This window comes from Streptomyces sp. 5-10 (assembly GCF_014712245.1).
GTDB lineage: Bacteria > Actinomycetota > Actinomycetes > Streptomycetales > Streptomycetaceae > Streptomyces > Streptomyces violaceusniger.
This window is the reverse complement of sequence record NZ_JACVYG010000048.1, coordinates 34,355-57,305: the sequence shown is the minus strand read 5'-3', so window position 1 is coordinate 57,305 and position 22,951 is coordinate 34,355. Positions and strand designations below refer to the sequence as shown.

Annotated in this window: 19 protein-coding genes; 7 read left to right on the top strand and 12 right to left on the bottom strand. The window is 71.7% G+C overall.

Annotated features, from left to right (window positions below; genetic code table 11):
* Positions 1–2 precede the first annotated feature (2 nt).
* The 5 genes from IEJ02_RS37215 (at position 3) to IEJ02_RS37195 (ending at position 6,019) form a co-directional block, all read left to right on the top strand.
* Positions 3–587: a hypothetical protein gene (locus tag IEJ02_RS37215; RefSeq protein WP_191068832.1), complete on the top strand. Its 585-nt coding sequence runs from the start codon at positions 3–5 to the stop codon at positions 585–587.
* Complete coding sequence (locus IEJ02_RS37210) at positions 584–2,398, top strand: hypothetical protein (RefSeq protein ID WP_191068831.1); 1,815 nt, start codon at positions 584–586, stop codon at positions 2,396–2,398. Before IEJ02_RS37215 ends, IEJ02_RS37210 begins: the two co-directional genes overlap by 4 nt.
* 114 nt (positions 2,399–2,512) lie before the next feature.
* Positions 2,513–3,673 (top strand): Gfo/Idh/MocA family protein, encoded by a 1,161-nt coding sequence (locus tag IEJ02_RS37205; RefSeq protein ID WP_191068830.1) that lies wholly within the window; start codon positions 2,513–2,515, stop codon positions 3,671–3,673.
* 352 nt (positions 3,674–4,025) lie between these two features.
* Complete coding sequence (locus IEJ02_RS37200) at positions 4,026–5,189, top strand: dihydrodipicolinate synthase family protein (RefSeq protein ID WP_191068829.1); 1,164 nt, start codon at positions 4,026–4,028, stop codon at positions 5,187–5,189.
* Positions 5,189–6,019 carry a sugar phosphate isomerase/epimerase family protein gene (locus IEJ02_RS37195; RefSeq protein WP_191068828.1) on the top strand — a complete coding sequence of 277 codons (831 nt, stop codon included), beginning with the start codon at positions 5,189–5,191 and terminating at the stop codon, positions 6,017–6,019. The genes IEJ02_RS37200 and IEJ02_RS37195 overlap by 1 nt, the downstream gene beginning before the upstream one ends.
* Before the next feature lie 162 nt (positions 6,020–6,181).
* Here IEJ02_RS37195 and IEJ02_RS37190 read toward each other — a convergent pair whose 3' ends face one another.
* From IEJ02_RS37190 to IEJ02_RS37150, 9 genes are all read right to left on the bottom strand, one after another.
* On the bottom strand, positions 6,182–6,745 hold the full coding sequence (locus IEJ02_RS37190; RefSeq protein WP_191068827.1) for a maleylpyruvate isomerase N-terminal domain-containing protein: 564 nt from the start codon (positions 6,743–6,745) through the stop codon (positions 6,182–6,184).
* A 196-nt stretch (positions 6,746–6,941) separates the two neighbouring features.
* On the bottom strand, positions 6,942–7,301 hold the full coding sequence (locus IEJ02_RS37185; protein ID WP_191068826.1) for a hypothetical protein: 360 nt from the start codon (positions 7,299–7,301) through the stop codon (positions 6,942–6,944).
* Positions 7,298–7,948, bottom strand: coding sequence for a sigma-70 family RNA polymerase sigma factor (locus IEJ02_RS37180; protein ID WP_191068825.1), 651 nt, complete (start codon positions 7,946–7,948; stop codon positions 7,298–7,300). Before IEJ02_RS37180 ends, IEJ02_RS37185 begins: the two co-directional genes overlap by 4 nt.
* 71 nt (positions 7,949–8,019) lie before the next feature.
* The gene (locus tag IEJ02_RS37175) at positions 8,020–8,436 is read right to left on the bottom strand and encodes a hypothetical protein (protein ID WP_191068824.1); all 417 of its coding nucleotides are present in this window, start codon (positions 8,434–8,436) and stop codon (positions 8,020–8,022) included.
* A gap of 362 nt (positions 8,437–8,798) precedes the next feature.
* Positions 8,799–9,194 carry a D-ribose pyranase gene (gene rbsD / locus IEJ02_RS37170; protein WP_137978030.1) on the bottom strand — a complete coding sequence of 132 codons (396 nt, stop codon included), beginning with the start codon at positions 9,192–9,194 and terminating at the stop codon, positions 8,799–8,801.
* Complete coding sequence (gene rbsK / locus IEJ02_RS37165; protein ID WP_191068823.1) at positions 9,191–10,117, bottom strand: ribokinase; 927 nt, start codon at positions 10,115–10,117, stop codon at positions 9,191–9,193. Before rbsK ends, rbsD begins: the two co-directional genes overlap by 4 nt.
* Before the next feature lie 19 nt (positions 10,118–10,136).
* A complete protein-coding gene (locus IEJ02_RS37160) occupies positions 10,137–12,086 on the bottom strand; it encodes an ABC transporter permease/substrate-binding protein (RefSeq protein WP_191068822.1) in 1,950 nt (649 codons plus the stop codon).
* A complete protein-coding gene (locus IEJ02_RS37155; protein ID WP_223865086.1) occupies positions 12,076–13,731 on the bottom strand; it encodes a sugar ABC transporter ATP-binding protein in 1,656 nt (551 codons plus the stop codon). The genes IEJ02_RS37160 and IEJ02_RS37155 overlap by 11 nt, the downstream gene beginning before the upstream one ends.
* Positions 13,728–14,744 carry a LacI family DNA-binding transcriptional regulator gene (locus IEJ02_RS37150; RefSeq protein ID WP_191068821.1) on the bottom strand — a complete coding sequence of 339 codons (1,017 nt, stop codon included), beginning with the start codon at positions 14,742–14,744 and terminating at the stop codon, positions 13,728–13,730. The genes IEJ02_RS37155 and IEJ02_RS37150 overlap by 4 nt, the downstream gene beginning before the upstream one ends.
* Before the next feature lie 280 nt (positions 14,745–15,024).
* On the opposite strand from IEJ02_RS37150, the gene recD2 reads away from it, so the two are divergent.
* Both recD2 and IEJ02_RS37140 read left to right on the top strand, forming a co-directional pair.
* On the top strand, positions 15,025–17,268 hold the full coding sequence (recD2, locus tag IEJ02_RS37145; RefSeq protein WP_191068820.1) for an SF1B family DNA helicase RecD2: 2,244 nt from the start codon (positions 15,025–15,027) through the stop codon (positions 17,266–17,268).
* Between the two features lie 151 nt (positions 17,269–17,419).
* Positions 17,420–18,709, top strand: a complete 1,290-nt coding sequence (locus IEJ02_RS37140) for a citrate synthase (RefSeq protein WP_137978027.1) — start codon at positions 17,420–17,422, stop codon at positions 18,707–18,709.
* Between the two features lie 695 nt (positions 18,710–19,404).
* Here IEJ02_RS37140 and IEJ02_RS37135 read toward each other — a convergent pair.
* From IEJ02_RS37135 to IEJ02_RS37125, 3 genes are all read right to left on the bottom strand, one after another.
* Complete coding sequence (locus IEJ02_RS37135; protein WP_191068819.1) at positions 19,405–21,714, bottom strand: heavy metal translocating P-type ATPase; 2,310 nt, start codon at positions 21,712–21,714, stop codon at positions 19,405–19,407.
* 87 nt (positions 21,715–21,801) lie between these two features.
* Positions 21,802–22,026 carry a heavy-metal-associated domain-containing protein gene (locus IEJ02_RS37130; RefSeq protein ID WP_137978025.1) on the bottom strand — a complete coding sequence of 75 codons (225 nt, stop codon included), beginning with the start codon at positions 22,024–22,026 and terminating at the stop codon, positions 21,802–21,804.
* A 210-nt stretch (positions 22,027–22,236) separates the two neighbouring features.
* A complete protein-coding gene (locus IEJ02_RS37125; RefSeq protein ID WP_317986017.1) occupies positions 22,237–22,896 on the bottom strand; it encodes a TetR family transcriptional regulator in 660 nt (219 codons plus the stop codon).
* Positions 22,897–22,951 lie beyond the last annotated feature (55 nt).

Here is a 22,951-nt window from a genome sequence, read left to right as displayed (position 1 = left end):
GCATGGCCACCGCCACCAAACGCGAACCCGGCGAGCTGTTCGGCCCGCGCTTCGCGCTCTTCGCCGACGTCCTGGCCGTGGGCCTGGCCACCGCCGCCGCCTCGCTGCCGCTGATCACCGCCCCGGCCGCGATGTCCACGGCCTGCGCCGTGCTGGACCGGCGGGTGCGCGAGGACGTGCCCACCACGGCGGGCGGCTACCTCCGCGCGCTGCGGGACCGGCTGCGCACCGGCGATCTGCTGGCCGGGGCGGGGCTGCTGGCCGGCGGCGCCCTGCTGCTGTTCAACGGAGCTGCGGCCGGGGCGGGGCTGCCGGGCGCGGTGGTCTTCCGGCCCGTGCTGCTGCTCGTGGGCGGGCTGCTCGCCGTCGTGCTGCTGCGGGCCTGCGCCCGCCCCGAGTCGGCCACGAGCTGGCGGGTGGCGCTGCGCTCGGCGGCGTACGACAGCGTGCGCAGGCCCCGGGCGAGCGGTGTGCTGCTGATGGCCGTGGCCACCGCCGCCGTCTGCGCCTGGGCCTATCCGCCGCTCGCCTTCCTCGTCCCCGGCCCCCTCGCCCTGGCGGCCCGAGCAACGGAGCACCACCTATGACCCCCCTGCCCCGCCGTCACTTCCTCGCCGGGACCGCCGCGGCGGGCGGACTGCTGGCCGTCGGCGCCCCGGGCGGCGCCTCGGCCGCGGACCGGGCCCCGGCCGAGGGCCGGGTCGACAAGCCGTTCCTGGCCCTGCTCACCGAGGCGGCCGACGCCCGGGTGGCCGGGGTGGTGGACGGGCTCGAGGCGGTCCTGGGCCAGCTGAACAACCTCGGCCAGGCCCGCCCCGCCGCCCGTAGCCTGCGGCTGCTCACCTCCGTCCACGTGTGGGGCGACGCCGCCCACCACCACGACGGCGCGCTCATCGCGCCGATGACCCGGCTCGTGGACGCGCTGGCCGCCGCCCAGTTCGACGACGGCCTCTACGACCAGGGCGCGGTCCACTCGCCCCCGGACACCGCCTTCTCGATCGTCGATCTGGGGCTGGTGTACGGCCTGCTGGACGCGGACGGCCACACCGATACCCGGGCGATCCGCGCCACCCTGAAGAAGATCCTGCTCAAGGCGGGCAAGGGCCTGTCCACCGGCGGGGTGCACACCCCCAACCACCGCTGGAAGGTGTGCGCCGCGCTGGCCCGGATCAACTCCTTCTGGCCCGACGCCCGCTACACCCGCCGTATCGACGCCTGGCTGGCCGAGGGCATCGACGGTTACGACAGCGGCCAGTACAGCGAGCGCAGCGCCACCTACGCGCCCATCGTCACCAACCCCTCGCTGCTGACCCTGGCCCGGCTCACCGAGCGCCCGGCCCTCTACGAGCACGTACGCCGCAACCTGGACGCCACCCTCCACCTCCTGGAACCGGATGGGGAGGTGGAGACGGTGCACTCGCGCCGCCAGGACCAGAAGACGGTCAAGCATCTGTCCGAGTACTGGCTGCAGTTCCGGGCCCTGGCGCTCCGGGAGCGGGACGGGCGGTTCGCGGACGTGGCCGCCACCATCCAGCGGCGCGGGGCGGATCAGACCTTCGACGAGACCCCGCTCGGGGACTTCCTCGCCGAGGTGCTGGACCATCCGGAGCTGGCCGCGCCGCTGCCCGAGGCCACGGCGACTCCGACGGAGTTCACCTGGCACGACAAGGACTGCGGGCTGGTCCGGATCGCCAGGGGGAGGACGCGGACCACGATCTTCGGCGGCACCGACTTCCCCGACGTCCACGCGATCTCCTCGGGTCTGTCCACCAACCCGACGTTCTTCAAGTGGCGCAAGGGCACGGCGATCCTTGACTCGCTCCGGCTGTCCCCACAGTTCTTCTCGCTCGGCCACTTCCGGGCCGAGGACGTGGAGCGCACGGCGGACGGCTGGCGGCTGTGGGCCGAGGTACGGGCCGGATTCCACCTGCCGCTGCCGCCCCAGCACCGCCGCCCCGACGGGCGGTATCCGCTGACCGACGACGGCCGGTTCTGGTCCGCGATGGACTTCCCGCACCGCCCCAAGGAGTGGCGCACCCTGCGCACCGAGGTGCGGATCGCGGAGGCGGACGGCGGCTGGAACCTGGACCTGAAGATCGGCGAGTCCGCGGTCCCGCTCGCCCTCGAACTGTGCTTCCGGAGCGGCGGAAAGCTGACCGGGGTCGACCCCGTGCCCGGCCAGAAGGACACGTACCAGCTGGTCAAGGGGTACGGGACCTATGCGTCCGGCGATGACGTGATCACCTTCGGGCCCGGCAACGGCAGCGGCCCGCGCCAGCCCGCCGTCGTGGACTCCGGCGAGCGCTACGGCTGGATGGGCGGCGATCTGACCCCGGCGGGGCAGCGGGTCCTGATCACCGGGCGTTCGCCGCTGCGCTACCGGCTGACCCTGCGCTGAAGCGCTGACCGCCCCCGCCCCGGTGTTCGGTCCTCTGTACAGGGGCGGGGCGGGGCGGCTAGCGTTGAGGCTTAGAAAGCGCTTACTATCACTCGCGGTGAGGAGAAGAACCCCGTGACACGCAAGACAGTGCGGATCGCCATGAACGGTGTGACCGGTCGGATGGGCTACCGCCAGCACCTCGTCCGCTCTCTCCTCGCCCTTCGCGAACAGGGCGGCCTGGACCTCGGCGACGGCACCGTGCTGTGGCCCGAGCCGCTGCTCGTCGGCCGCCGGGAGCACGCGCTCAAGGAGATCGCCGAGCACCACGGCCTCGACCCGGTCGCGGACGTCTCGACCGACCTGGACGCCGTGCTCGCGGACGACGGCGTCGACATCTACTTCGACGCGCAGGTCACCGCCGCCCGCGAGGAGGCCATAAGGAAGGCCATCGCGGCGGGCAAGCACATCTACACCGAGAAGCCGACCGCCACCGGCCTGGAGGGCGCCCTGGAACTGGCCCGGCTCGCCGAGGCGGCGGGTGTCAAGCACGGGGTCGTCCAGGACAAGATCTTCCTGCCCGGGCTGCTGAAGCTGAAGCGCCTCATCGACGGCGGCTTCTTCGGCAGAATCCTTTCCGTGCGCGGTGAGTTCGGCTACTGGGTCTTCGAGGGCGACTGGCAGGCCGCCCAGCGGCCCTCCTGGAACTACCGCGCCGAGGACGGCGGCGGCATCGTCTCCGACATGTTCCCGCACTGGGAGTACGTGCTGCACGAGCTGTTCGGCCCCGTGCGCACCGTCCAGGCCCAGGCCGCCACCCACATCCCGACCCGCTGGGACGAGCGCGGCAAGCCGTACGAGGCCACCGCCGACGACTCGGCCTACGGCGTCTTCCAGCTCGAGGGCGGCGTCATCGCCCAGATCAACTCCTCCTGGGCGGTCCGGGTGGCCCGCGACGAGCTGGTGGAGTTCCAGGTCGACGGCACCGAGGGCTCGGCCGTCGCGGGCCTGCGCAACTGCCGCGTCCAGCACCGCTCGGCCACCCCCAAGCCGGTCTGGAACCCCGATCTGCCCGCCACCGAGGCGTTCCGCGACCAGTGGCTGCAGGTGCCGGACAACGAGGAGTTCGACAACGGCTTCAAGGCGCAGTGGGAGCTCTTCCTGCGCCATGTCGCGCTCGACGAGCCCTGGCGCTGGGACCTGCTGGCCGGCGCGCGCGGCGTCCAGCTCGCCGAGCTGGGCCTGAAGTCGTCGGCGGAGGGCCGCCGTCTGGACGTACCGGAGCTGAGCCTTTGAACCCTCCACCGCCTGGACGGACGTACCGGAGCCGAGCCTTTGAACCCTCCCTCAGTCGAAGCAGAGGGATTCCTGGCTCAGGAAGCCCCGCAGGTCAGCGACCTGAAAGGTCTTACTCCCTCAACGCCAGCCGGGACGGAACCTGCCCGGTTGCCCGAAAGCATTGGGTTGCGCTGGCTTGGTTCTCGCTCAGCGCGTTGTGCGTGCTTGGTTCTCGCAACGCACGACACGCACCTTACCCGATCGCGTGGGGGTATTTCGCCCTGAAGGCGAATTACCGTTCCTTGCCCTGCTTTGCCGGGGTTCGATCCCTCCCCCGCCTGAAGGCGGGGGCATCCTCGAAGGAGGCCAAGTGATTCGACTGCCCGCCGGACCGGGGGAGTCGCGCGCGTACTCCCCCCGCACCGAACCGCTGTCCCCGACGACGGGCGCCCCGCTGACCTCCCGCGTCGTCTTCTCGGCCGCCCATGTCGTCGCCGACCCGTACGCCGACGTCAGCCCCGACAGCCCCGCGGCCGTCGACTGGGACGCCACCCTGGCCTTCCGCCGCCACCTGTGGTCCCACGGGCTGGGCGTGGCCGAGGCCATGGACACCGCCCAGCGCGGCATGGGCCTGGACTGGGCGGGCGCCGCCGAGCTGGTCCGCCGCTCGGCGGCCGAGGCGAAGGCGGTCGGCGGCCGGATCGCCTGCGGCGTCGGCACCGACCAGCTGTCCGCCACCGAGATCGGCTATCCGTACGGCCCGGACGAGGTCCGGGCGGCGTACGAGGAGCAGCTGGCCGTCTGCGAGGAGTCCGGCGCCCAGGCCATCCTGATGGCCTCGCGCGCCCTGTGCGCCGTGGCCAAGGGCCCCGAGGACTACCTCGAGGTCTACGGCCATCTGCTGCGCCAGTCCGCCGAGCCGGTGATCCTGCACTGGCTGGGCCCGATGTTCGACCCGGCCCTGGAGGGCTACTGGGGCAGCACCGACCTGGACGCCGCCACCCGTACCTTCCTCGACGTCATCGCCGCCCACCCCGACAAGGTCGACGGCATCAAGGTCTCGCTGCTGGACGCCCAGCGCGAGATCGACCTGCGGCGCAAGCTGCCGGACGGGGTGCGCTGCTACACGGGCGACGACTTCCACTACCCCGAGCTGATCGCGGGCGACGACCGGGGCTTCAGCCACGCCCTGCTCGGCATCTTCGACCCGCTGGGCCCGCTGGCGGCCGAGGCCGTGCGCAGGCTCGACACCGGCGATGTGGCGGCCTTCCGCGCCCTGCTGGACCCCACCGTGGAACTCTCCCGCCACCTCTTCCAGACCCCGACCCGCTACTACAAGACGGGTGTGGTGCTGCTGGCCTGGCTGGCGGGTCACCAGTCGCACTTCACGATGGTCGGCGGCCTCCAGTCGGCCCGTTCGCTGCCGCATCTGGCGCGAGCGTACGAACTGGCGGACGGGCTGGGCCTGTTCCCGGATCCGGCGCTGGCGGAATCGCGTATGAAACACCTGCTGTCCGTGTACGGAGTGGCCTGATGAGCGCGTTGTCCCGGCTGAGCCTCAACCAGGAAACGATCAAGCAGTGGTCGCTGCCCGAGCTGGCGGAGGGCTGTGCCAAGGCGGGCGTCACGGGCGTGGGCCTGTGGCGCGAGCCGGTCCAGAAGTACGGCGTGGCGGCCGCGGCCGAGCTGGTGCGGAACGCGGGCCTGACCGTCACCAGCCTCTGCCGGGGCGGCTTCTTCACCGCGACCGAGCCCGGGGCGCGCGCCACGGCCCTGGCCGACAACCGCCGGGCCATCGACGAGGCCGCCACGCTGGGCACCGACACCCTGGTCCTGGTCTCCGGCGGCCTCCCGGACGGCAGCCGCGACCTCTTCGCCGCCCGCGAGCGCATCGCCGACGCCCTTGGCGAGCTCGCCCCGTACGCCGCCGACCACGGCGTCCGCCTGGCCATCGAGCCCCTGCACCCCATGTACGCGTCCGACCGCTGCGTGGTCTCCACCCTCGCCCAGGCCCTCGACCTTGCGACGCGCTTCCCGGCGGAGCAGGTGGGCGTGGTCGTGGACACGTACCACCTGTGGTGGGACGACACCGTGGCGACCCAGATCGCCCGCGCGGGCGCGAACGGCCGCATCGCTGCCTTCCAACTCGCCGACTGGGTCACGCCCCTCCCGGAAGGCGTCCTGCTGGGCCGGGGCCAACTCGGCGACGGCTCGGTGGACTTCCGCTGGTTCCGCGAGCAGGTGGACGCGACGGGCTACACCGGCCCGATCGAGGTGGAGATCTTCAACCCGGACCTGTGGGCCCGGGACGGCGCGGAGGTCCTGGCAGAGGTCGCCGACCGGTACCGGAGGCTGGTGCTTTAGCGACTGGACCCGAGAACACCAGGGCCCCTCCCGCCGGGAGGGGTCCCTTCGAAGATGCCCTCGGCCGCTCTCCAGACGGTGAGCGATAAGGGCGGTTTGGTAGTCGGTGCCAGTGCCTCGTCGATGGATCACGACCCGATCAGACAGTCGGACATCATGAGTTCAACCGGAGTACTTCGTGGCCAACCAGGATATACGGTCGGCGGCCTGGCTTCGCATGGGTTCGGGCAACTCCAGCGGCTTGAAGGTGACAGGCCAGTCGGTCGGCCGATAGCCGGCGTTCAGGTCAACATGGTGCAGCTCGAGCTCGACAAGCTTGCGCAGGACAACTTGGCTGGCCGGGAACGGAGCGAGGTGCAGGATGGTGACACTGGTCGTCCACGCGTCATCGGGTGTTGCGTCGACGGCCGCCCGAAATGCCGCCGCCGTCCGTTCGATGTCAGCAACTTGCTCGGCGACCGGTCGGCTCGCACCGTTCTCGATGGATGCGTCGCGAGCTTCCTGGCTCGTGTAAGCGGGGATGTCGGTCCCAGTGCGGGCTGCATTCAACAGGTTTCGGTGAGCCTCGGCGGCGCGGGCAATGTGGGTGAGGACATGGCCGCGGGTCCAGCCGGGCAGCAACGACGGTTCGCTGACCTGTTTGTCGGTGAGGCCGTTGGCGGTTGCGATCAGTTTGGCAGTTGCCTCGTCGATCTGGGTGAGCAGGTTCTTCAGCCAGGATTCCATTTCACCAAACTAGCCGCGTCGAACAACGCTCGCTCTGTTGACCACGTCTCGTAGGCGTTGGTCATCGAAGTGGCGGTTTCGCCAGATGATGTAGCGGCGGATCATGCTGCTCTGCGCCTTGTGGCTGGGGTGTTCGGGGGCAGGGCGTCGGAGGGATGGTCCTGGGGCCGGTGGTGGGGGCGTGCGGGGCGGCCGGTCAGCGCTGGGTGGCGGTGGAGGTCGGGGGCGGAGTCGCGGGTGGCGAGGTGGGGGACGGCCGGGTCGGAGGGCCGGTGTTCGAGGACGGGACCGAGGTGGCCGGAGGGGAGGTGCGGGGGTCCCGTGCGGGTGGTGCCGGACGAGGGCGCTCCGGGGAGCCGGACAGCAGCAGGAAGGCGACGGCCGCCGCTGCCGCCACCGTCACCGCGACGGCGGACACGACCCGCCGGATCCGCCGCGCGCCCCAGGCCGGGCCGGTGGGCGGCCGGTACGGGGACAGATCGTGGGCGTCGATGAGCCGCGCACGGGCGTCGAGCGCGGCGCGCAGCCGTTCCTCGGTGGGGGAGGGAGTGCTCATCGGGCCGCCTCCAGCAGCTTCTCCAGGGTGACGAGCGCACGGCTCGCGGTCGACTTCACGGTGCCTCGGGAGACGCCCAGCGCCTCGGCTATCTGGGCCTCGGTCAGCTCCGACCAGTAGCGCAGCACCAGCACCTCGCGCTGGCGCGGGGTGAGCCGCGCCAGCGCGTCGAGGACCTGCCGGTGTTCCTCGGCGAGCAGCAGCGGCTCGTCCACGGGCGCCCCCGGCCCCTGGTACGGCGGGGTGTACGCGCGTGCCGTACGCCGTCGGCGCAGCACCGAGCGGGCGGCGTTGACCACGGCGGTGTGCAGATAGGCGTGGGCGTCCTGGAGGCTGTCCAGCTTTGAGCCGTGGCGGCGGCAGACGGCGGCGAAGGCGTCCTGGACGACATCCTCGGCGGTGTGCAGGTCGTCCACCAGGAAGACCGCCAGCCGGATCATGTCCAGCCGCCGGGCCCGGTACAGGTCGGCCAGGGTCGGGCCGGGCTCCCCGCCGCCCCGGCCGCCCACCGCCCGCAGCACCCGCGGCCGCCGCCCGGCGCGCGGTGTCTCCACCGGCGGTGTCGAGGCGGTCGTCCGGGCACGGCGGAGCAGCCGGGCCCACCAGGGCAGCCGGGCCCACCAGGGCAGGACAAGAGTGAGCTGCATCGTCCTCGTTCACCTCATCGGTGCGGCGGGACCGGCTCCGGATCCGGCCCCGCCCCACCCCTGGTCGACGGCTAGCGGCTGGGCTTGGTGTGCGGCGGGGTCGCGCCGGGCTTGGTGGGCTCCGGCGCGGTGGTGGGCGGCAGCGTGGGCGCGGGCTTGGTGGGCGCGGGCGTGCTGGCCGGAGGCTTGGTCGGCTCCGGCTTGCTGGTGGGCGGCTTCGTGGGCTCGGGCACGCTGGTGGGCGGCAGGGTCGGCTCGGGCCTGCTGGTGGTCGGCGGCTTCGTGGGCTCCGGCTTGCTGGTGGTCGGAGGCTTGGTCGGCTCCGGCTTCGAGGTCGCCGACGGGGCCGGCTTGGCCGGGCCGGAGTGGTCGGAGGTGGCCGCCTGGGCGGCGATGCCCCCGCCCACGATCAGGGCGACTCCGGCGGCCGACCCCACGATCCAGGGGCGCAGACGGCGGTTCGGCTTCTTGGCGCGGACGTGCTGCATACGGAACGACTCCAGATAAGGATTGAGCGAACGCTGAAGGGCGAGGCGTGCGCCGAGGATCCGAGGACCACGAGGACTACGAGGACCCGAGGACCACGAGGACCCGAGGACCACGAGGACCCGTTCCGGAACCCGCCTTCAACCCACCAGACGTGCGGCCCCACCCGAGGTTGTCGCGCCCCGGAAAAATCTTTCGCCGATCGCCGTGCAACCGTTCCGGCCCTTGGCGGGTCGTACCTGGCATCGGGCTTCCGGGGGGGGATCCGGGGGGGGATTCGAGAGGAAGCCCGGGGAGGGGAGAACGAGGGGCCCGGACCACGGCCGGGCCCCTCGAAACGTCACACCGTGAGAACGTCACACCCTCAGAACGGCACCCCGCACCGCAGCAGTACGTTCGCGTACGGCCGCGCCTCGCCCGTACGCACCACCAGCCGCGCCCCCGCCGTCAGCGTCTTCAGCTCCTCGTGCGGGACCAGATCCAGCGCGGGAGCCGGGAAGAGGCGGTCGAGCAGGGCGGTCGCCCCGGGGTTGTGGTCGCGCACCTCCCGCGCCGCCGTGGCCCCTTCGACCACCAGCTCGTCCAGCAGCCCGGTGAGCACCCGCTCGAACGACGGCACCCCGGCCGTGAAGGCGAGGTCCACCACGAACGGCCCGTCCGGTATCGGCAGGCCCGCGTCGCACACCATCACCGTGTCGGTGTGGCCCAACAGGGCGATGCCCGCGCTCAGATGGCGGTTGAGGATCCCGGACCGCTTCACAGCGCCGCCACCTCCTCGGCGCTCGGAAAGGACGCCTGCGCCCCGGCCCGGGTCACCGCGGCCGCGCCCACGCGCACCGCGAACCGCACCGCCGTCACCAGGTCGTCGCCGACGCCGAGGCGCCAGGCGAGCGCGCCGGTGAAGGCGTCCCCCGCGCCCGTGGTGTCCACGGCGGTCACCGCGGGGCTGGGCACCAGCACCGTACGGTCGCCGTCGGCGGCCAGCGCGCCCTCGCCGCCCAGGGTCACCACGACCGAGCGCGGACCGCGCGAGAGCAGGGCGTCGGCCCACTCCTCGGGGTCGTCGGAGGACCCCACCTGATCGTCGCTCAGCAGGAACCGCGCCTCGTGCTCGTTGACCACCAGCGGATCACAGGCGGCCAGCACATCGTTGGGCAGCGGCGCGACCGGCGAGGGGTTGAGCACCACCCGCGGCCCGGGGCGGCCGCCGAAGCCCGCGGCCGCCGTGCGGACCACCTCGGCGACCGACTCCAGGGGGATCTCCAGCTGCACCGAGACCACCCGCGCCGCGGCCAGCAGGCGTAGCGAGGCCTGGACGTCGCCGGGGGTCAGCCGGGCGTTGGCCCCCTGGGAGACCACGATGCTGTTGTCGCCCGAGGGGTCCACCGTGATCAGCGCGACCCCGGTGGGCGCGCTGCCGACCAGCACGCCCACCGTGTCGACCCCGGCCGACCGCTGCGAGTCCAGCAGCAGTTGGCCGTAGTCGTCGTCGCCGACCCGGGCCAGCAGGGCCGTCCGGGCCCCCAGCCGGGCGGCGGCGACGGCCTGGTTGGCGCCCTTGCCGCCCGGGTGGACCACCAGGTCGGACCCGAGGACCGTCTCACCGGGCCCGGGGCGGCGGTCGACTCCGATCACCAGATCGGCGTTGGCCGACCCCACGACCAGCAGTTCGTAGTCGTGCATCCGCACGTCCTTTCGTTTGTCACTTCGCGGTGACGACCTTCACCGGCACCTTCACCGTGCCGTCGATCTTCTGCCCCTTGGCGGCCTTGACGGCGTTCTCCACCACCATCCGGCCCAACTCCTTCGGCTGCTGGGCGACGGTCGCGGCGAGGGTGCCGTTCTCGACGGCCTTGAGCCCGTCCGGGGTGCCGTCGAAGCCGACGACCGCGACGGACTTGCCCGCCTTGGACCCGAGCGCCTTGACCGCGCCGAGCGCCATCTCGTCGTTCTCGGCGAAGATCCCGTCGATGCCGGGGTGGCCCTGGAGCAGGTTGGTGGTCACATCGAGCCCCTTGGCCCGGTCGAAGTCGGCGGTCTGCTTGCCGACGACCTTGATGTCCGGGTACGCCTTCAGGCCCTCCGCGAAGCCCTTACCGCGCTCACGCGAGGCCGAGGTGCCGGGGGTGCCCTGCAGCACCAGGATCGTGCCCTTCTTTCCGAGCCGCTCGGCGAGCGTCTTCGCGGCCAGCTTGCCCCCCGTGATGTTGTCGGAGGCCACCAGGGTCGCGATCTTCGCCTTGTTGACGCCGCGGTCGGCGGCGAGCACCGGGATGCCCGCCTTGTCGGCGGCCCGGACGGACGGGCCCGCGGCATCGGAGTCGACCGGATTGATGATGATCGACTTCATGTTCTGGCTGGTGAAGTTCTGGATCTGATTGGCCTGCTGGGAGGCGTCGTTCTGGGCGTCGGTGACCGTAAGGCTGACACCGGCGCGCTTGGCCTCCTCCTGGGCGCCCGCCTTCAGCTGCACGAAGAAGGGGTTGTTCAGGGTGGAGACCGACAGACCGACCTTGGTGGACGCGCCCCCGGAGGAGCCGGAGCGCCAGACGGAGGCGCCGAAGGCGATGGCGGCGACGACCACGGCGGCCAGCGCGAACTTGCCCGCGTTGACGGCCTTCTTACGGCCGCCACCGGACGGCCCGCCCGCCGCGGCCCCGGGCGCGCCCGGCCCGGCCCCGGCGCGCCGGCGCACCGTGTCCAGCAGCACCGCGAGCGCGATGACGACACCGATGACGACCTGCTGCCAGAAGGCGGACACCTCCAGCAGGTTGAGCCCGTTGCGCAGCACCGCGAGGATCAGCGCGCCGATGAGCGTGCCGGACGCCTTACCGACGCCACCGGACAGGCTGGCGCCGCCGATGACCACCGCGGCGATCGCGTCGAGCTCGTAGCCGACCGCCGCCTGGGGCTGCGCGGAGGACAGCCGGGAGGCGAGCACGATGCCCGCGACGGCCGCGAAACCGCCGGAGAGCGCGTAGATGACCAGCTTCTGGCGGGTCACCCGGATACCGGAGAGCCGGGCCGCCTCCTCGTTGCCGCCGATCGCGTACATCGCCCGGCCGGGGTACGTACGGCCCAGCACCCCCGCGGTGATCAGGCCCATCACGACCATCACGATCACCGGGACGGGCAGCCAGCCGCCGAGCGTGTCGCCGAGGCCCGACACCGAGTCGGGGACGGCTATCGGGCTGCCCTGGGAGATCACCAGGGCCAGGCCGCGGCCGATCGACAGCATCGCGAGCGTGGCGATGAACGGCGGCAGCTTCCCGAAGGCGACCAGCGCCCCGCTGACCAGGCCGCAGGCGACACCGGTGGTGAGCGCCAGGAGCGCCGCGAACCAGACCGGCAGCCCCTGTGAGGTCGCGGACCACGCGAGCACGGTGGCGGACAGCGCGGCCACCGAGCCGACCGAGAGGTCGATGCCCGCGGAGACGATGACGAAGGTGACGCCGAAGGCGAGGATCGCGGTGACCGCCGCCTGGACGCCGACGTTGAGGAGATTGTCGGTGGTGAGGAAGTCGCCGGACAGCAGCGCCATGGCGGCCACCAGCAGCACCAGGGCGCTCAGGGCGCCGTTGTCGAGCAGCAGGCGGCGCAGCGCCGCCGAGCCCCCGGGGTCCTTCGTGGCGTCAATCGTGTCAGTGGCCACGGGAGCCCTCCTTTTCCTTGCCGCCGACCTCTTCGTCGGCGTCCTTGACGTCCTTCACTGCCAGGGCCATCACGGCGTCCTGGGTCGCGTCGTGCGCGGTCAGCTCGCCCGCGATCCGGCCCTGGGCCATGACCAGCACCCGGTCGCTCATCCCCAGCACCTCGGGCAGATCGCTGGAGATCATCAGCACGGCGTGGCCGGACGCGGTGAGTTCGTTGATGAGCCGGTAGATCTCGACCTTGGCGCCCACGTCGATCCCGCGGGTCGGCTCGTCGAGGATGAGCACCTTGCTGTCGGCGAGCAGCCACTTGCCGATGACGACCTTCTGCTGGTTGCCGCCGGAGAGGGTGCGCACCCGCTGGTCGAGACCGGCCATCCGGACGGCCAGCCGCTCGGCGACACCGGCCGCCGAGCGCCGCTGGGCGGCCCGGTCCACCAGCCCGGCGCGGGTGGCGGCGCGCAGGGTGACCAGGCCCAGGTTCTCCTGCACGGAGCCGTCCAGGACCAGGCCCTGGCCCTTGCGGTCCTCGGGGACGAGGCCGATCCCGGCCCGCATGGCGGCCACCACGTCATGGCCGGGCAGCGGGCGGCCGAGCACCTCGACGGAGCCGGAGTCGTACGGGTCGGCGCCGAACAGCGCCCGGACGACCTCCGTACGGCCCGCGCCGACCAGCCCGGCCAGGCCCACCACCTCCCCGGCCCGCACCTCGAAGCCGATGTCCTGGAAGCTGCCGTTCCGGGTGAGCCCCCGGACCTTCAGCAGGGGCTCACCGGCGTCCCCGCGCTCGCGCGGGTACTGCTGCTCGATGGAGCGGCCCACCATCAGCCGCACCAGCTCGTCCTGGTCGGTGCTCGCCGGGACCTGGGTGACGCTGCGGCCGTCGCGCAACACGGTGACCCGGTCGCCCAGGGCGGCGATCTCCTCCAGGTGGTGGGTGATGAAGACGACGCCCACCCCGTCCGCGCGCAGCCTGCGCACGATCCGGAAGAGCTTGTCGACCTCCTCGGTGGTGAGCACGGCGGTCGGCTCGTCCATGATCAGGACGCGGGCCTCCAGGCTCAGCGCCTTGGCGATCTCCACCATCTGCAGCCGGGCGATGCCGAGGTCGCGGACGCGGGTCCGGGGCGAGACGTCCACCCCGACCCGGGCCAGCAGCTCGGCGGCCCGCGCGTCCATGGCCTTGCGGTCGATCATGCCGAAGCGGCGCGGCTGGCGGCCCAGGAAGATGTTCTCGGCCACGGTCAGGTCCGGGACGAGGTTGAACTCCTGGTAGATGGTGGCGATCCCGAGCCGCTCGGCGTCCTGCGCGCTGGTGATCCGCACCGGCTCGCCGTCGACCAGGATCCGCCCGCCGTCGGGGCGGTGGGCGCCCGAGACCATCTTGATCAGCGTGGACTTGCCCGCGCCGTTCTCGCCCAGGAGGACATGCACTTCGCCCCGGCGCAGATCGAAGTCCACCCCGTCCAGCGCCACCACCCCGGGGAAGGTCTTACGGACCCCCTCCAGGCGCAGCAGCTCCGCCCCGGCGCCACCCGTGGACGCGCCCTCCGGCGCCGGACCATGAGAGCCGGTGGCCGCGTTCGGCGCCGCCGAGGGAGCCGCCTCGGCGGCACGGGGGGAGGACGGCTCGGGATCGGAACTCATGGCTTGCTCCCTTCGGGCTCGCCGCACGAGCGGCGGGTGACCAGACGGGCGGACAGGGTCACCGACTCGGCGGGCCGCCCCTCGACGAGATCGATCAGCGCCGTCACGGCGGCACGGCCGAGCGCCCCGGTCGGCTGGGCGATGGCGGTGATCGGCGGATCGGTGTGGACGAACCAGGGGATGTCGTCGAACGCGGCGAGCGCCACGTCGTCCGGCACCCGCAGGCCCCGCGCGCGGATCTCGTCCATCGCGCCGAGCGCCATCAGGTTGTCCGCGGCGAAGACGGCGTCCGGGGGGTGCGGCAGATCGAGGAAGCGGGCGGTCACCCGGCGGCCGCTGTCGGCCTGGAAGTCCCCCTGGCCGATGTGGTCCTCGTGCAGCTCCAGGCCGAACTCGCGCAGCGCGGAGCGGAAGGCGTCCACCCGCTCGCGTCCGGTCGTGGTGGCCGCGGGGCCCGCGATGATCGCGACCCGGCGGTGGCCCAGGGCGCACAGATGGGCCACCAGAGCGCGGATGGCTCCCCGCCCGTCGGTGCGGATCACCGGCACCCGGTCCAGGCCCTCGTCCTCGATCCAGCGGTCGACGAAGACCATGGGGGTCCCGGCGCGGGCGGCGGCCAGCATCATCGGGGAGCCGCCGTCGGTGGGGCTGACCAGCAGTCCGTCTATGCGGCGGTCCATCAGGGTGCGCACATGGTGGTCCTGGAGGTCGGGCCGCTCGTCGGCGTTGCCGATGACCACGCTGTAGTCCAGCTCGCGGGCGGCGTCCTCGACCGAGCGGGCCAGTTCGGTGAAGAAGGGATTCAGCACATCGCTGATGACCAGCCCCAGGGTCCGGGTCTGGTCGGTGCGCAGCGAGCGGGCCACCGCGTTGGGGCGATAGCCGAGGTCGGCGACCGCGGCGAGCACCCGTTCGCGGGTGTCCGCGCGGACGGAGGGGTGGTCATTGAGCACCCGTGAGACCGTCGCCACGGAGACCCCGGCACGCCGCGCCACATCCTTGATGGCCGGCATCGTCCACCTCCTTGTGGAATCGATTACATGAGATTGGAATCGATTACATGGATGGAGGCAAGGGGTCGGCCCCTGGTGAAACCGGATCGTGATATTCCGCCACGGGCCACACGCGCGCGTTCTTCCCCGCGGGCGTTTCCGCGGGCGTTTCCGCGGGCGTTTCCGCGGGCGTGCTCGTGGGCGTGCTCACGGGCGTTCCACAGGCGTGCTCATGGGCGTTCCCACGGGCGTTGTCCACAGGCCCGAACCGCCTGTCGGCTCCCGGCGGTACGGTCGAGGCATGCTCAAACTCGCGGTGCTGGAAGGGGTCCTGGAGCGGATCACCTATGCCAATGAGGAGAACGGCTACACGGTCGCGCGGGTCGACACCGGCCGTGGCTCCGGCGATCTGCTCACCGTCGTCGGCGCGCTGCTGGGCGCCCAGCCGGGCGAGTCGCTGCGGATGGAGGGCCGCTGGGGTTCCCATCCGCAATATGGCAAACAGTTCACGGTCGAGAACTACCAGACCGTCCTCCCCGCCACCGTCCAGGGCATCCGGCGCTATCTCGGCTCCGGGCTGATCAAGGGCATCGGCCCCCGGATCGCCGACCGGATCACCGAGCACTTCGGCATCGACACCCTCGACGTCATCGAACAGGAGCCCAAGCGGCTGGTCGAGGTCCCCGGCCTCGGCCCCAAGCGCACCAAGATGATCGCCGCCGCCTGGGAGGAGCAGAAGGCCATCAAGGAGGTGATGGTCTTCCTCCAGGGGGTCGGCGTCTCCACCTCCATCGCGGTGCGGATCTACAAGAAGTACGGGGATGCGTCGATTTCGGTCGTGAAGAACGAGCCGTACCGGCTGGCGGCCGACGTCTGGGGCATCGGCTTCCTCACCGCCGACAAGATCGCCCAGTCGGTCGGCATCCCCCATGACAGCCCCGACCGGGTGAAGGCCGGTCTGCAGTACGCGCTGTCGCAGTCCGCCGACCAGGGCCACTGCTATCTCCCCGAGGAGAAACTCATCGCGGACGCGGTTAAGTTGCTCCAGGTGGACACCGGCCTGGTCATCGACTGCCTGGGCGAGCTCGCGGCCGAGGACGAGGGCGTGGTGCGCGAGCCGGTCCCGGGCCCGGAGGACGGCGAGCCGGTCTCCGCCGTCTATCTGGTGCCCTTCCACCGCGCCGAGATCTCCCTCGCGGGCCAGGTGCTGCGGCTGCTGCGCACCGAGGAGGACCGGCTGCCCGCCTTCCGGGGCGTGGACTGGGACAAGGCGCTGGGCTGGCTGGCCGGCCGCACCGGGGCCGACCTCGCCCCCGAGCAGAGCCAGGCGGTGCGGCTCGCGCTGACCGAGAAGGTCGCGGTGCTCACCGGCGGGCCGGGTTGCGGCAAGTCCTTCACCGTGCGGTCCGTGGTGGAGCTGGCCCGCGCCAAGAAGGCCAAGGTGGTGCTCGCGGCGCCCACCGGCCGGGCCGCCAAGCGGCTGTCCGAGCTGACCGGCGCCGAGGCGTCCACCGTCCACCGCCTGCTGGAGCTCAAGCCCGGCGGGGACGCGGCGTACGACAGGGACCGCCCGCTCGACGCGGACCTGGTGGTGGTCGACGAGGCGTCCATGCTCGATCTGCTGCTGGCCAACAAGCTGGTCAAGGCGGTCCCGCCCGGTGCCCATCTGCTCTTCGTCGGCGATGTGGACCAGTTGCCCAGCGTGGGCGCCGGGGAGGTGCTGCGCGATCTGCTGGCCCCCGGCAGCCCCGTCCCGGCGGTGCGGCTGACCCGGATCTTCCGCCAGGCCCAGCAGTCCGGGGTGGTCACCAACGCCCACCGGATCAACGAGGGGGTGCCGCCGGTCACCCAGGGCCTGTCGGATTTCTTCCTCTTCGTCGAGGACGACACCGAGGAGGCCGGGCGGCTCACGGTCGATGTCGCGGCCCGCCGCATCCCCGCGAAGTTCGGCCTCGACCCCCGCCGTGACGTGCAGGTTCTGGCCCCGATGCACCGCGGCCCGGCGGGCGCCGGCACGCTCAACGGACTGCTTCAGCAGGCCATCACCCCGGCCCGCCCGGACCTCCCCGAGCGCCGCTTCGGAGGCCGGGTCTTCCGGGTCGGCGACAAGGTGACCCAGATCCGTAACAATTATGAGAAAGGGGCCAACGGGGTCTTCAACGGCACGGTTGGCGTCGTCACCTCACTCGACACCGATGAGCAGCGGCTGACCGTGCGGACGGACGAGGACGAGGAGGTACCGTACGACTTCGACGAGCTGGACGAGCTGGCTCATGCCTATGCGGTGACCATCCACCGGTCACAGGGCAGTGAGTACCCGGCCGTCGTGATCCCGGTGACCACCGGGGCCTGGATGATGCTGCAGCGCAACCTCCTGTACACGGCCGTGACCCGTGCCAAGCGCCTCGTGGTGCTGGTGGGCTCGCGCCGTGCGCTGGGGCAGGCGGTGCGCACGGTCTCGGCGGGCAGGCGCTGCACCGCGCTGGATCACCGACTCGGCGGCGATGTGACAGTCGAGCGTGTCAGATGGGTTTCCGAACGATGACGAACGGGGCAGGATGGCCGTGAAGGCGGCACTGAGTGCCGCCAAAAGGCTCTTCGGCCGACCCCGAGTGCACGTTCGCTACCCGAGTAGGGGAAGGTGGGGGGAGTCAGGGCACCTCGAAGAAGAGAACCAGACGTCGGTGAGGGATGACGTGAGCGACAACTCTGTAGTACTGCGGTACGGGGACGGCGAGTACACCTACCCGGTGGTCGACAGCACCGTCGGCGACAAGGGCTTCGATATCGGCAAGCTGCGCGCCCAGACCGGTCTGGTGACCCTGGACTCCGGTTACGGCAACACCGCCGCGTACAAATCCGCGATCACCTATCTGGACGGTGAGCAGGGCATCCTGCGCTACCGCGGCTACCCCATCGAGCAGCTGGCGGAGCGCGCCTCCTTCCTGGAGACCGCCTTCCTGCTGATCAACGGGGAGCTGCCGACCGTCGATGAACTGGCGGCCTTCCGTGAGGACATCACCCGCCACACGCTGCTGCACGAGGACGTCAAGCGGTTCTACGACGGCTTCCCGCGTGACGCCCACCCGATGGCGATGCTGTCCTCCGTGGTCAGCGCGCTGTCGACCTTCTACCAGGACAGCCACAACCCCTTCGACGAGAAGCAGCGCAACCTCTCGACGATCCGGCTGCTGGCCAAGCTGCCGACCATTGCCGCCTATGCGTACAAGAAGTCGGTCGGCCACCCCTTTGTCTACCCGCGCAATGACCTCGGCTATGTCGAGAACTTCCTCCGGATGACCTTCTCGGTCCCCGCGCAGGAGTACGACCTCGACCCGATCGTGGTCTCGGCGCTCGACAAGCTGCTGATTCTGCACGCGGACCACGAGCAGAACTGTTCGACCTCCACGGTCCGGCTGGTCGGGTCCTCGCAGGCCAATATGTTCGCCTCCATCTCGGCGGGCATCAACGCCCTGTGGGGCCCCCTGCACGGCGGCGCCAACCAGTCCGTGCTGGAGATGCTCGAGGGCATCCAGGCTTCGGGCGGCGACGTCGACACCTTCATCCGCAAGGTGAAGAACAAGGAAGACGGCGTGAAGCTCATGGGCTTCGGGCACCGCGTCTACAAGAACTTCGACCCCCGGGCGAAGATCATCAAGTCGGCGGCGCACGATGTCCTCTCCGCGCTCGGCAAGTCCGACGAGCTGCTCGACATCGCGCTCAAGCTGGAGGAGCACGCGCTCGCGGACGACTACTTCGTGGAGCGCAAGCTCTACCCGAACGTGGACTTCTACACCGGTCTGATCTACCGGGCGATGGGCTTCCCCACGGAGATGTTCACCGTGCTGTTCGCGCTCGGCCGGCTGCCGGGCTGGATCGCCCAGTGGCACGAGATGATCAAGGAACCGGGCTCCCGCATCGGCCGCCCCCGCCAGATCTACACGGGTGTGGTGGAGCGCGACTTCGTCCCGGTCGAAGAGCGCTGACCCTCGCTTCTCCGGTGCCCCCGTGTCCCGCTAGGGCCGGGGGCACTTTGCGTATTGGGGTGCTTGGTCCCCGGCCGGGTACCCCTCTGGAACGGGCGGGCACGTTCGCGTCTCCGGGCTCCGGGGTCTTCCGGCTGGGGGTACCTCCCAGCGGTAGCTGGGGGCGAGCCGAAGGGGCGCGTCGCTGTCGTAAGGGAGAGCGCGCGCAGGGCCCGAGCACGGTCGACCGTCGACAGCGACTTTTGCGCCCCGGCGGGGGCACCTCCCAGCGGTAGCTGGGGGAGAACCGAGCCCAAAAAAAGGGGACCGGGTGCCAGAAGCGCCCCGCTGTCGATCCCCCCACGGGTCGGAGCGGGGCGCTTCCCTTGCCCCGGAGCGGATTCCCCCCACGGGATCCGGCCGGGCGTCCACGGGCCCTTGCGGGCCGTTTGGTGACGCGATCTGCCGGGACGCGTACCTACGGGAGGGCCGCTCAAAGCTCCCCGAGTACGTCGTCCCGGCTACGCGTAGCAGGATCCGTCCCCCAAGACGTATCCCCACCGTCCCATTAGACTCGCGACCCCCCTAGATGGTTACGTTGGGTTGTCTGTGATCTGCGTCTCTTGCCATAAGGGCCATAGAAGGGCAAGAGCCTCGATTTGAAGATCGAGGCTCCGCCGTATGGGTGTTGTGCGGCTTATGGGGACTTGGTGAATCTATGTGGACGGCGTGAAGGTCCGCAGTCGCAGACTGTTCGTCACCACGAACACGGACGAGAACGCCATCGCGGCTCCCGCGATCATCGGGTTCAGCAGCCCGGCCGCCGCGAGCGGCAGCGCGGCGACGTTGTAGCCGAAGGCCCAGAAGAGGTTGCCCTTGATGGTGCCGAGGGTTCGGCGCGCCAGCCGGATCGCGTCCGCCGCCACCCGCAGATCGCCCCGGACCAGGGTCAGATCCCCGGACTCGATGGCCGCGTCCGTGCCCGTGCCCATCGCGAGCCCGAGGTCGGCGGTGGCGAGGGCGGCCGCGTCGTTGACCCCGTCGCCCACCATGGCGACCGTACGGCCCTCGTCCCGCAGCCGCTTCACCACGTCTACCTTGTCCTGCGGCAGCACCTCGGCGATGACGTCGTCGATGCCGACGTCGCGGGCCACCGCCTCGGCGACCAGCCGGTTGTCGCCTGTCAGCAGGATCGGGGTGAGGCCGAGCGCCCGCAGCTGGGCGACCGCCTCGGCGCTGGTCTCCTTGACGGCGTCGGCCACCAGGAGGACGCCGCGCGCCTCGCCGTCCCAGGCCACCGCGACCGCCGTCTGCCCCTCGGACTCGGCCGCCGCCTTGGCGGCCGCGAGGTCCTCGGGCAGCTCGATGGCCCGGGCGCCGAGCAGCTTCTCGCGGCCGACCAGTACCGCGTGGCAGTCCACCGTGCCCTGGACGCCGAGGCCGGGCTCGGAGCGGAAGTCCGCGGGCGCCGGGAGGTCGCCGATCCGCTCGGCCGCGCCGTCCGCGATGGCCCGCGCGATCGGGTGCTCGGAGGCGTGCTCCAGGGCGCCCGCGAGCCGCAGCAGCTCCCGCTCGTCCACTCCGGGCGCCGTGACGGCCCCGCGCAGCCGCATCTGCCCGGCCGTCACCGTGCCGGTCTTGTCCAGGACGACGGTGTCCACCCGGCGCGTGGACTCCAGCACCTCGGGCCCCTTGATCAGGATGCCCAGCTGGGCGCCGCGGCCGGTGCCGACCATGAGCGCGGTCGGGGTGGCCAGGCCCAGGGCGCAGGGGCAGGCGATGATCAGGACGGCGACGGCCGCGGTGAAGGCGGCGGCCGCGTCGCCCGTGGTGAACAGCCAGCCCAGCAGGGTGCCGACGGCGATCAGCAGCACGATCGGCACGAAGATCCCCGAGACCCGGTCGGCGAGCCGCTGCACCTCGGCCTTGCCGTTCTGCGCGTCCTCGACCAGCTTGGCCATGCGGGACAGCTGGGTGTCCGTGCCGACCCGGGTGGCCTCGACCACGATCCGGCCCGACGCGTTGACGGTCGCGCCCGCCACCGTGTCGCCGACCCCCACGTCCACCGGCACCGACTCGCCGGTCAGCATCGAGGCGTCCACGGCGGAGGAGCCCTCGATCACCGTGCCGTCGGTGGCGATCTTCTCGCCGGGGCGCACCACGAAGCGGTCACCGACGGCCAGCTCGCCGACGGGGATCCGTACCTCTCGTCCTCCGCGCAGCACCGCCACGTCCTTGGCGCCGAGCTCCAGCAGCGCGCGCAGCGCCGCGCCCGCCCGCCGCTTGGACCTCGCCTCCAGGTAGCGGCCGAGGAGGATCAGCGCGGTCACCCCGGCCGCCGCCTCCAGATAGATCGAGGACGATCCGTCGGTGCGGGAGACGGTGAGGTCGAAGCCGTGCCGCATACCGGGCATGCCCGCGTGGCCGAAGAACAGCGCCCACACGGACCAGCCGAGGGCCGCCAGGGTGCCGATCGAGACGAGGGTGTCCATGGTGGCCGCGCCGTGCCGGGCGTTCGTCCAGGCGGCCTTGTGGAAGGGCGCGCCGCCCCAGACGACGACCGGCGCGGCGAGGGTGAGCGAGAGCCACTGCCAGTTGTCGAACTGGAGGGACGGCACCATCGCCAGCACCACGACGGGCAGGGACAGCGCGAGGGAGACGAGCATGCGGTGGCGCAGGGAGTCCGGTGCGGCCTCGCCGCGTGGGTCGGCCTCCGGCGCGCCGGCGCCCTCGGGGGCGCGGGGCTCGGGCACGGCGGGGCGCGGTTCCTCGGCGGTGTACCCGGTTTTGACGACGGTGGCGATCAGGTCGGCGACCTCGATCCCCGCGCCGTAGGACACCTTGGCCTTCTCGGTGGCGAAGTTCACCGTGGCGGTGACGCCGTCGAGCCGGTTGAGCTTCTTCTCGACGCGGGCGGCGCAGGACGCACAGGTCATCCCGCCGATGGCGAGCTCGACCTGCGAGGGCCCGCCGGCCGTCGCCGTGGTGTCGGCGGCGGACCCGGCGGGGGGTGCCGTGCTGGTCATGTCTGGTCTCCTGGGAGGAGGGCCGGGCCGTGCGGCGACTGTATGAGCAGGGCGGCACGGTCCGGCGGGGGTTTGGTGGGGGCTCGCTCAGGCCCGGCCGGCGAGCTCGTAGCCCGCCTCGTCCACGGCGGCGCGGACGCTCTCGTCGTCCAGCGGGGCGGCCGAGACCACGGTGACCTGTCCGGTGGACGCCACGGCCTTGACGGAGCTGACGCCGTCGAGGGCGCCGATCTCCTCGGCGACGGCGCCTTCGCAGTGGCCGCAGGTCATGCCGGTCACCTGGTAGACGGTGGTGACTGCCTCGGAGCTCATGGGTTCTCCTGTGTGGGGTGAGCGTGACGGTCGGTGTGCGGGAGGCACCGGAATGCCCCAGCGTCTCCTGACGATCCCCACTCTATACCCCTAGGGGGTATGGACGGAAGTCGGTGGTGCGCCGGTTGGTGACGGGTGCGGCGCGCCCGCGCGCACCCCTCCGCGGCCCGGGGCGGGGGAGGGGTGCGCGACGAGGGTGTGGCGCGGGGGTCAGGGCTGGGCGGGGATTCCCTCGGTGCCGAGCACCGGGGCGAGATAGCCGTACAGGGCGGTCTTCAACTCCGCGATGTACGCCTCCCGTTCGGTGCCCTCATGGCCGAGGATCAGCACCAGCCCGGCCTTGAACAGGGCGAACGCCATGTTCGCGGTGTGGGTGCGGCGCTCGGGGGAGAGGTCGGGGTTGCGGACGCCGATCAGCTCGTTGATGCGGTCCTGGATCGAGTCGTGCAGGGCGGCGTGCTCTTCGAGGAAGTGGCCGGGCGTGTCGGAGGACTGGAGCAGGGTCAGGAAGGCGGGGTTCGCGCAGTTGAACTCGATCATCGGGTCGAGGACCGCGTCGAGCAGTTCGCGCAGCGGCAGCGCGGCGTTCTCGAGGGTGAAGACCACCCCGTGGGTCTCCACCATCCGGCGGTTGAGGCGCTCGCCGAGCTCGACGGCGATGGCCTCCTTGTTCGGGAAGAACTGGTACAGCGTGCCGGGGGAGACCCCGGCCTCGCGGGCGATGGCGTTGGTGCTGGCCGAGGTGTAGCCGGTGCGGCAGAAGACGCTGGCGGCGGCGTCGAGCAGCTGCTGGATCCGGCGCTCGCCGCGTGCCTGTCTGCGGCGCGGCTTCGCCGTCTCGTCGGACTGGTCCGCCTTGCTCTCGCTCACCTGTTTTCCCCGGCTCTCCGTGTTCGATTGACAAACACGAGTGGCCGCTCGCATT

Coding starts and splice junctions, on each gene's coding strand:
- IEJ02_RS37215 (WP_191068832.1), top strand. CDS start 3: ATGGCCACCGCCACCAAACGCGAACCCGGCGAGCTGTTCGGCCCGCGC.
- IEJ02_RS37210 (WP_191068831.1), top strand. CDS start 584: ATGACCCCCCTGCCCCGCCGTCACTTCCTCGCCGGGACCGCCGCGGCG.
- IEJ02_RS37195 (WP_191068828.1), top strand. CDS start 5,189: ATGAGCGCGTTGTCCCGGCTGAGCCTCAACCAGGAAACGATCAAGCAG.
- IEJ02_RS37190 (WP_191068827.1), bottom strand. CDS start 6,745: ATGGAATCCTGGCTGAAGAACCTGCTCACCCAGATCGACGAGGCAACT.
- IEJ02_RS37185 (WP_191068826.1), bottom strand. CDS start 7,301: ATGAGCACTCCCTCCCCCACCGAGGAACGGCTGCGCGCCGCGCTCGAC.
- IEJ02_RS37180 (WP_191068825.1), bottom strand. CDS start 7,948: ATGCAGCTCACTCTTGTCCTGCCCTGGTGGGCCCGGCTGCCCTGGTGG.
- IEJ02_RS37175 (WP_191068824.1), bottom strand. CDS start 8,436: ATGCAGCACGTCCGCGCCAAGAAGCCGAACCGCCGTCTGCGCCCCTGG.
- rbsK (WP_191068823.1), bottom strand. CDS start 10,117: ATGCACGACTACGAACTGCTGGTCGTGGGGTCGGCCAACGCCGATCTG.
- IEJ02_RS37155 (WP_223865086.1), bottom strand. CDS start 13,731: ATGAGTTCCGATCCCGAGCCGTCCTCCCCCCGTGCCGCCGAGGCGGCT.
- IEJ02_RS37150 (WP_191068821.1), bottom strand. CDS start 14,744: ATGCCGGCCATCAAGGATGTGGCGCGGCGTGCCGGGGTCTCCGTGGCG.
- recD2 (WP_191068820.1), top strand. CDS start 15,025: ATGCTCAAACTCGCGGTGCTGGAAGGGGTCCTGGAGCGGATCACCTAT.
- IEJ02_RS37135 (WP_191068819.1), bottom strand. CDS start 21,714: ATGACCAGCACGGCACCCCCCGCCGGGTCCGCCGCCGACACCACGGCG.
- IEJ02_RS37130 (WP_137978025.1), bottom strand. CDS start 22,026: ATGAGCTCCGAGGCAGTCACCACCGTCTACCAGGTGACCGGCATGACC.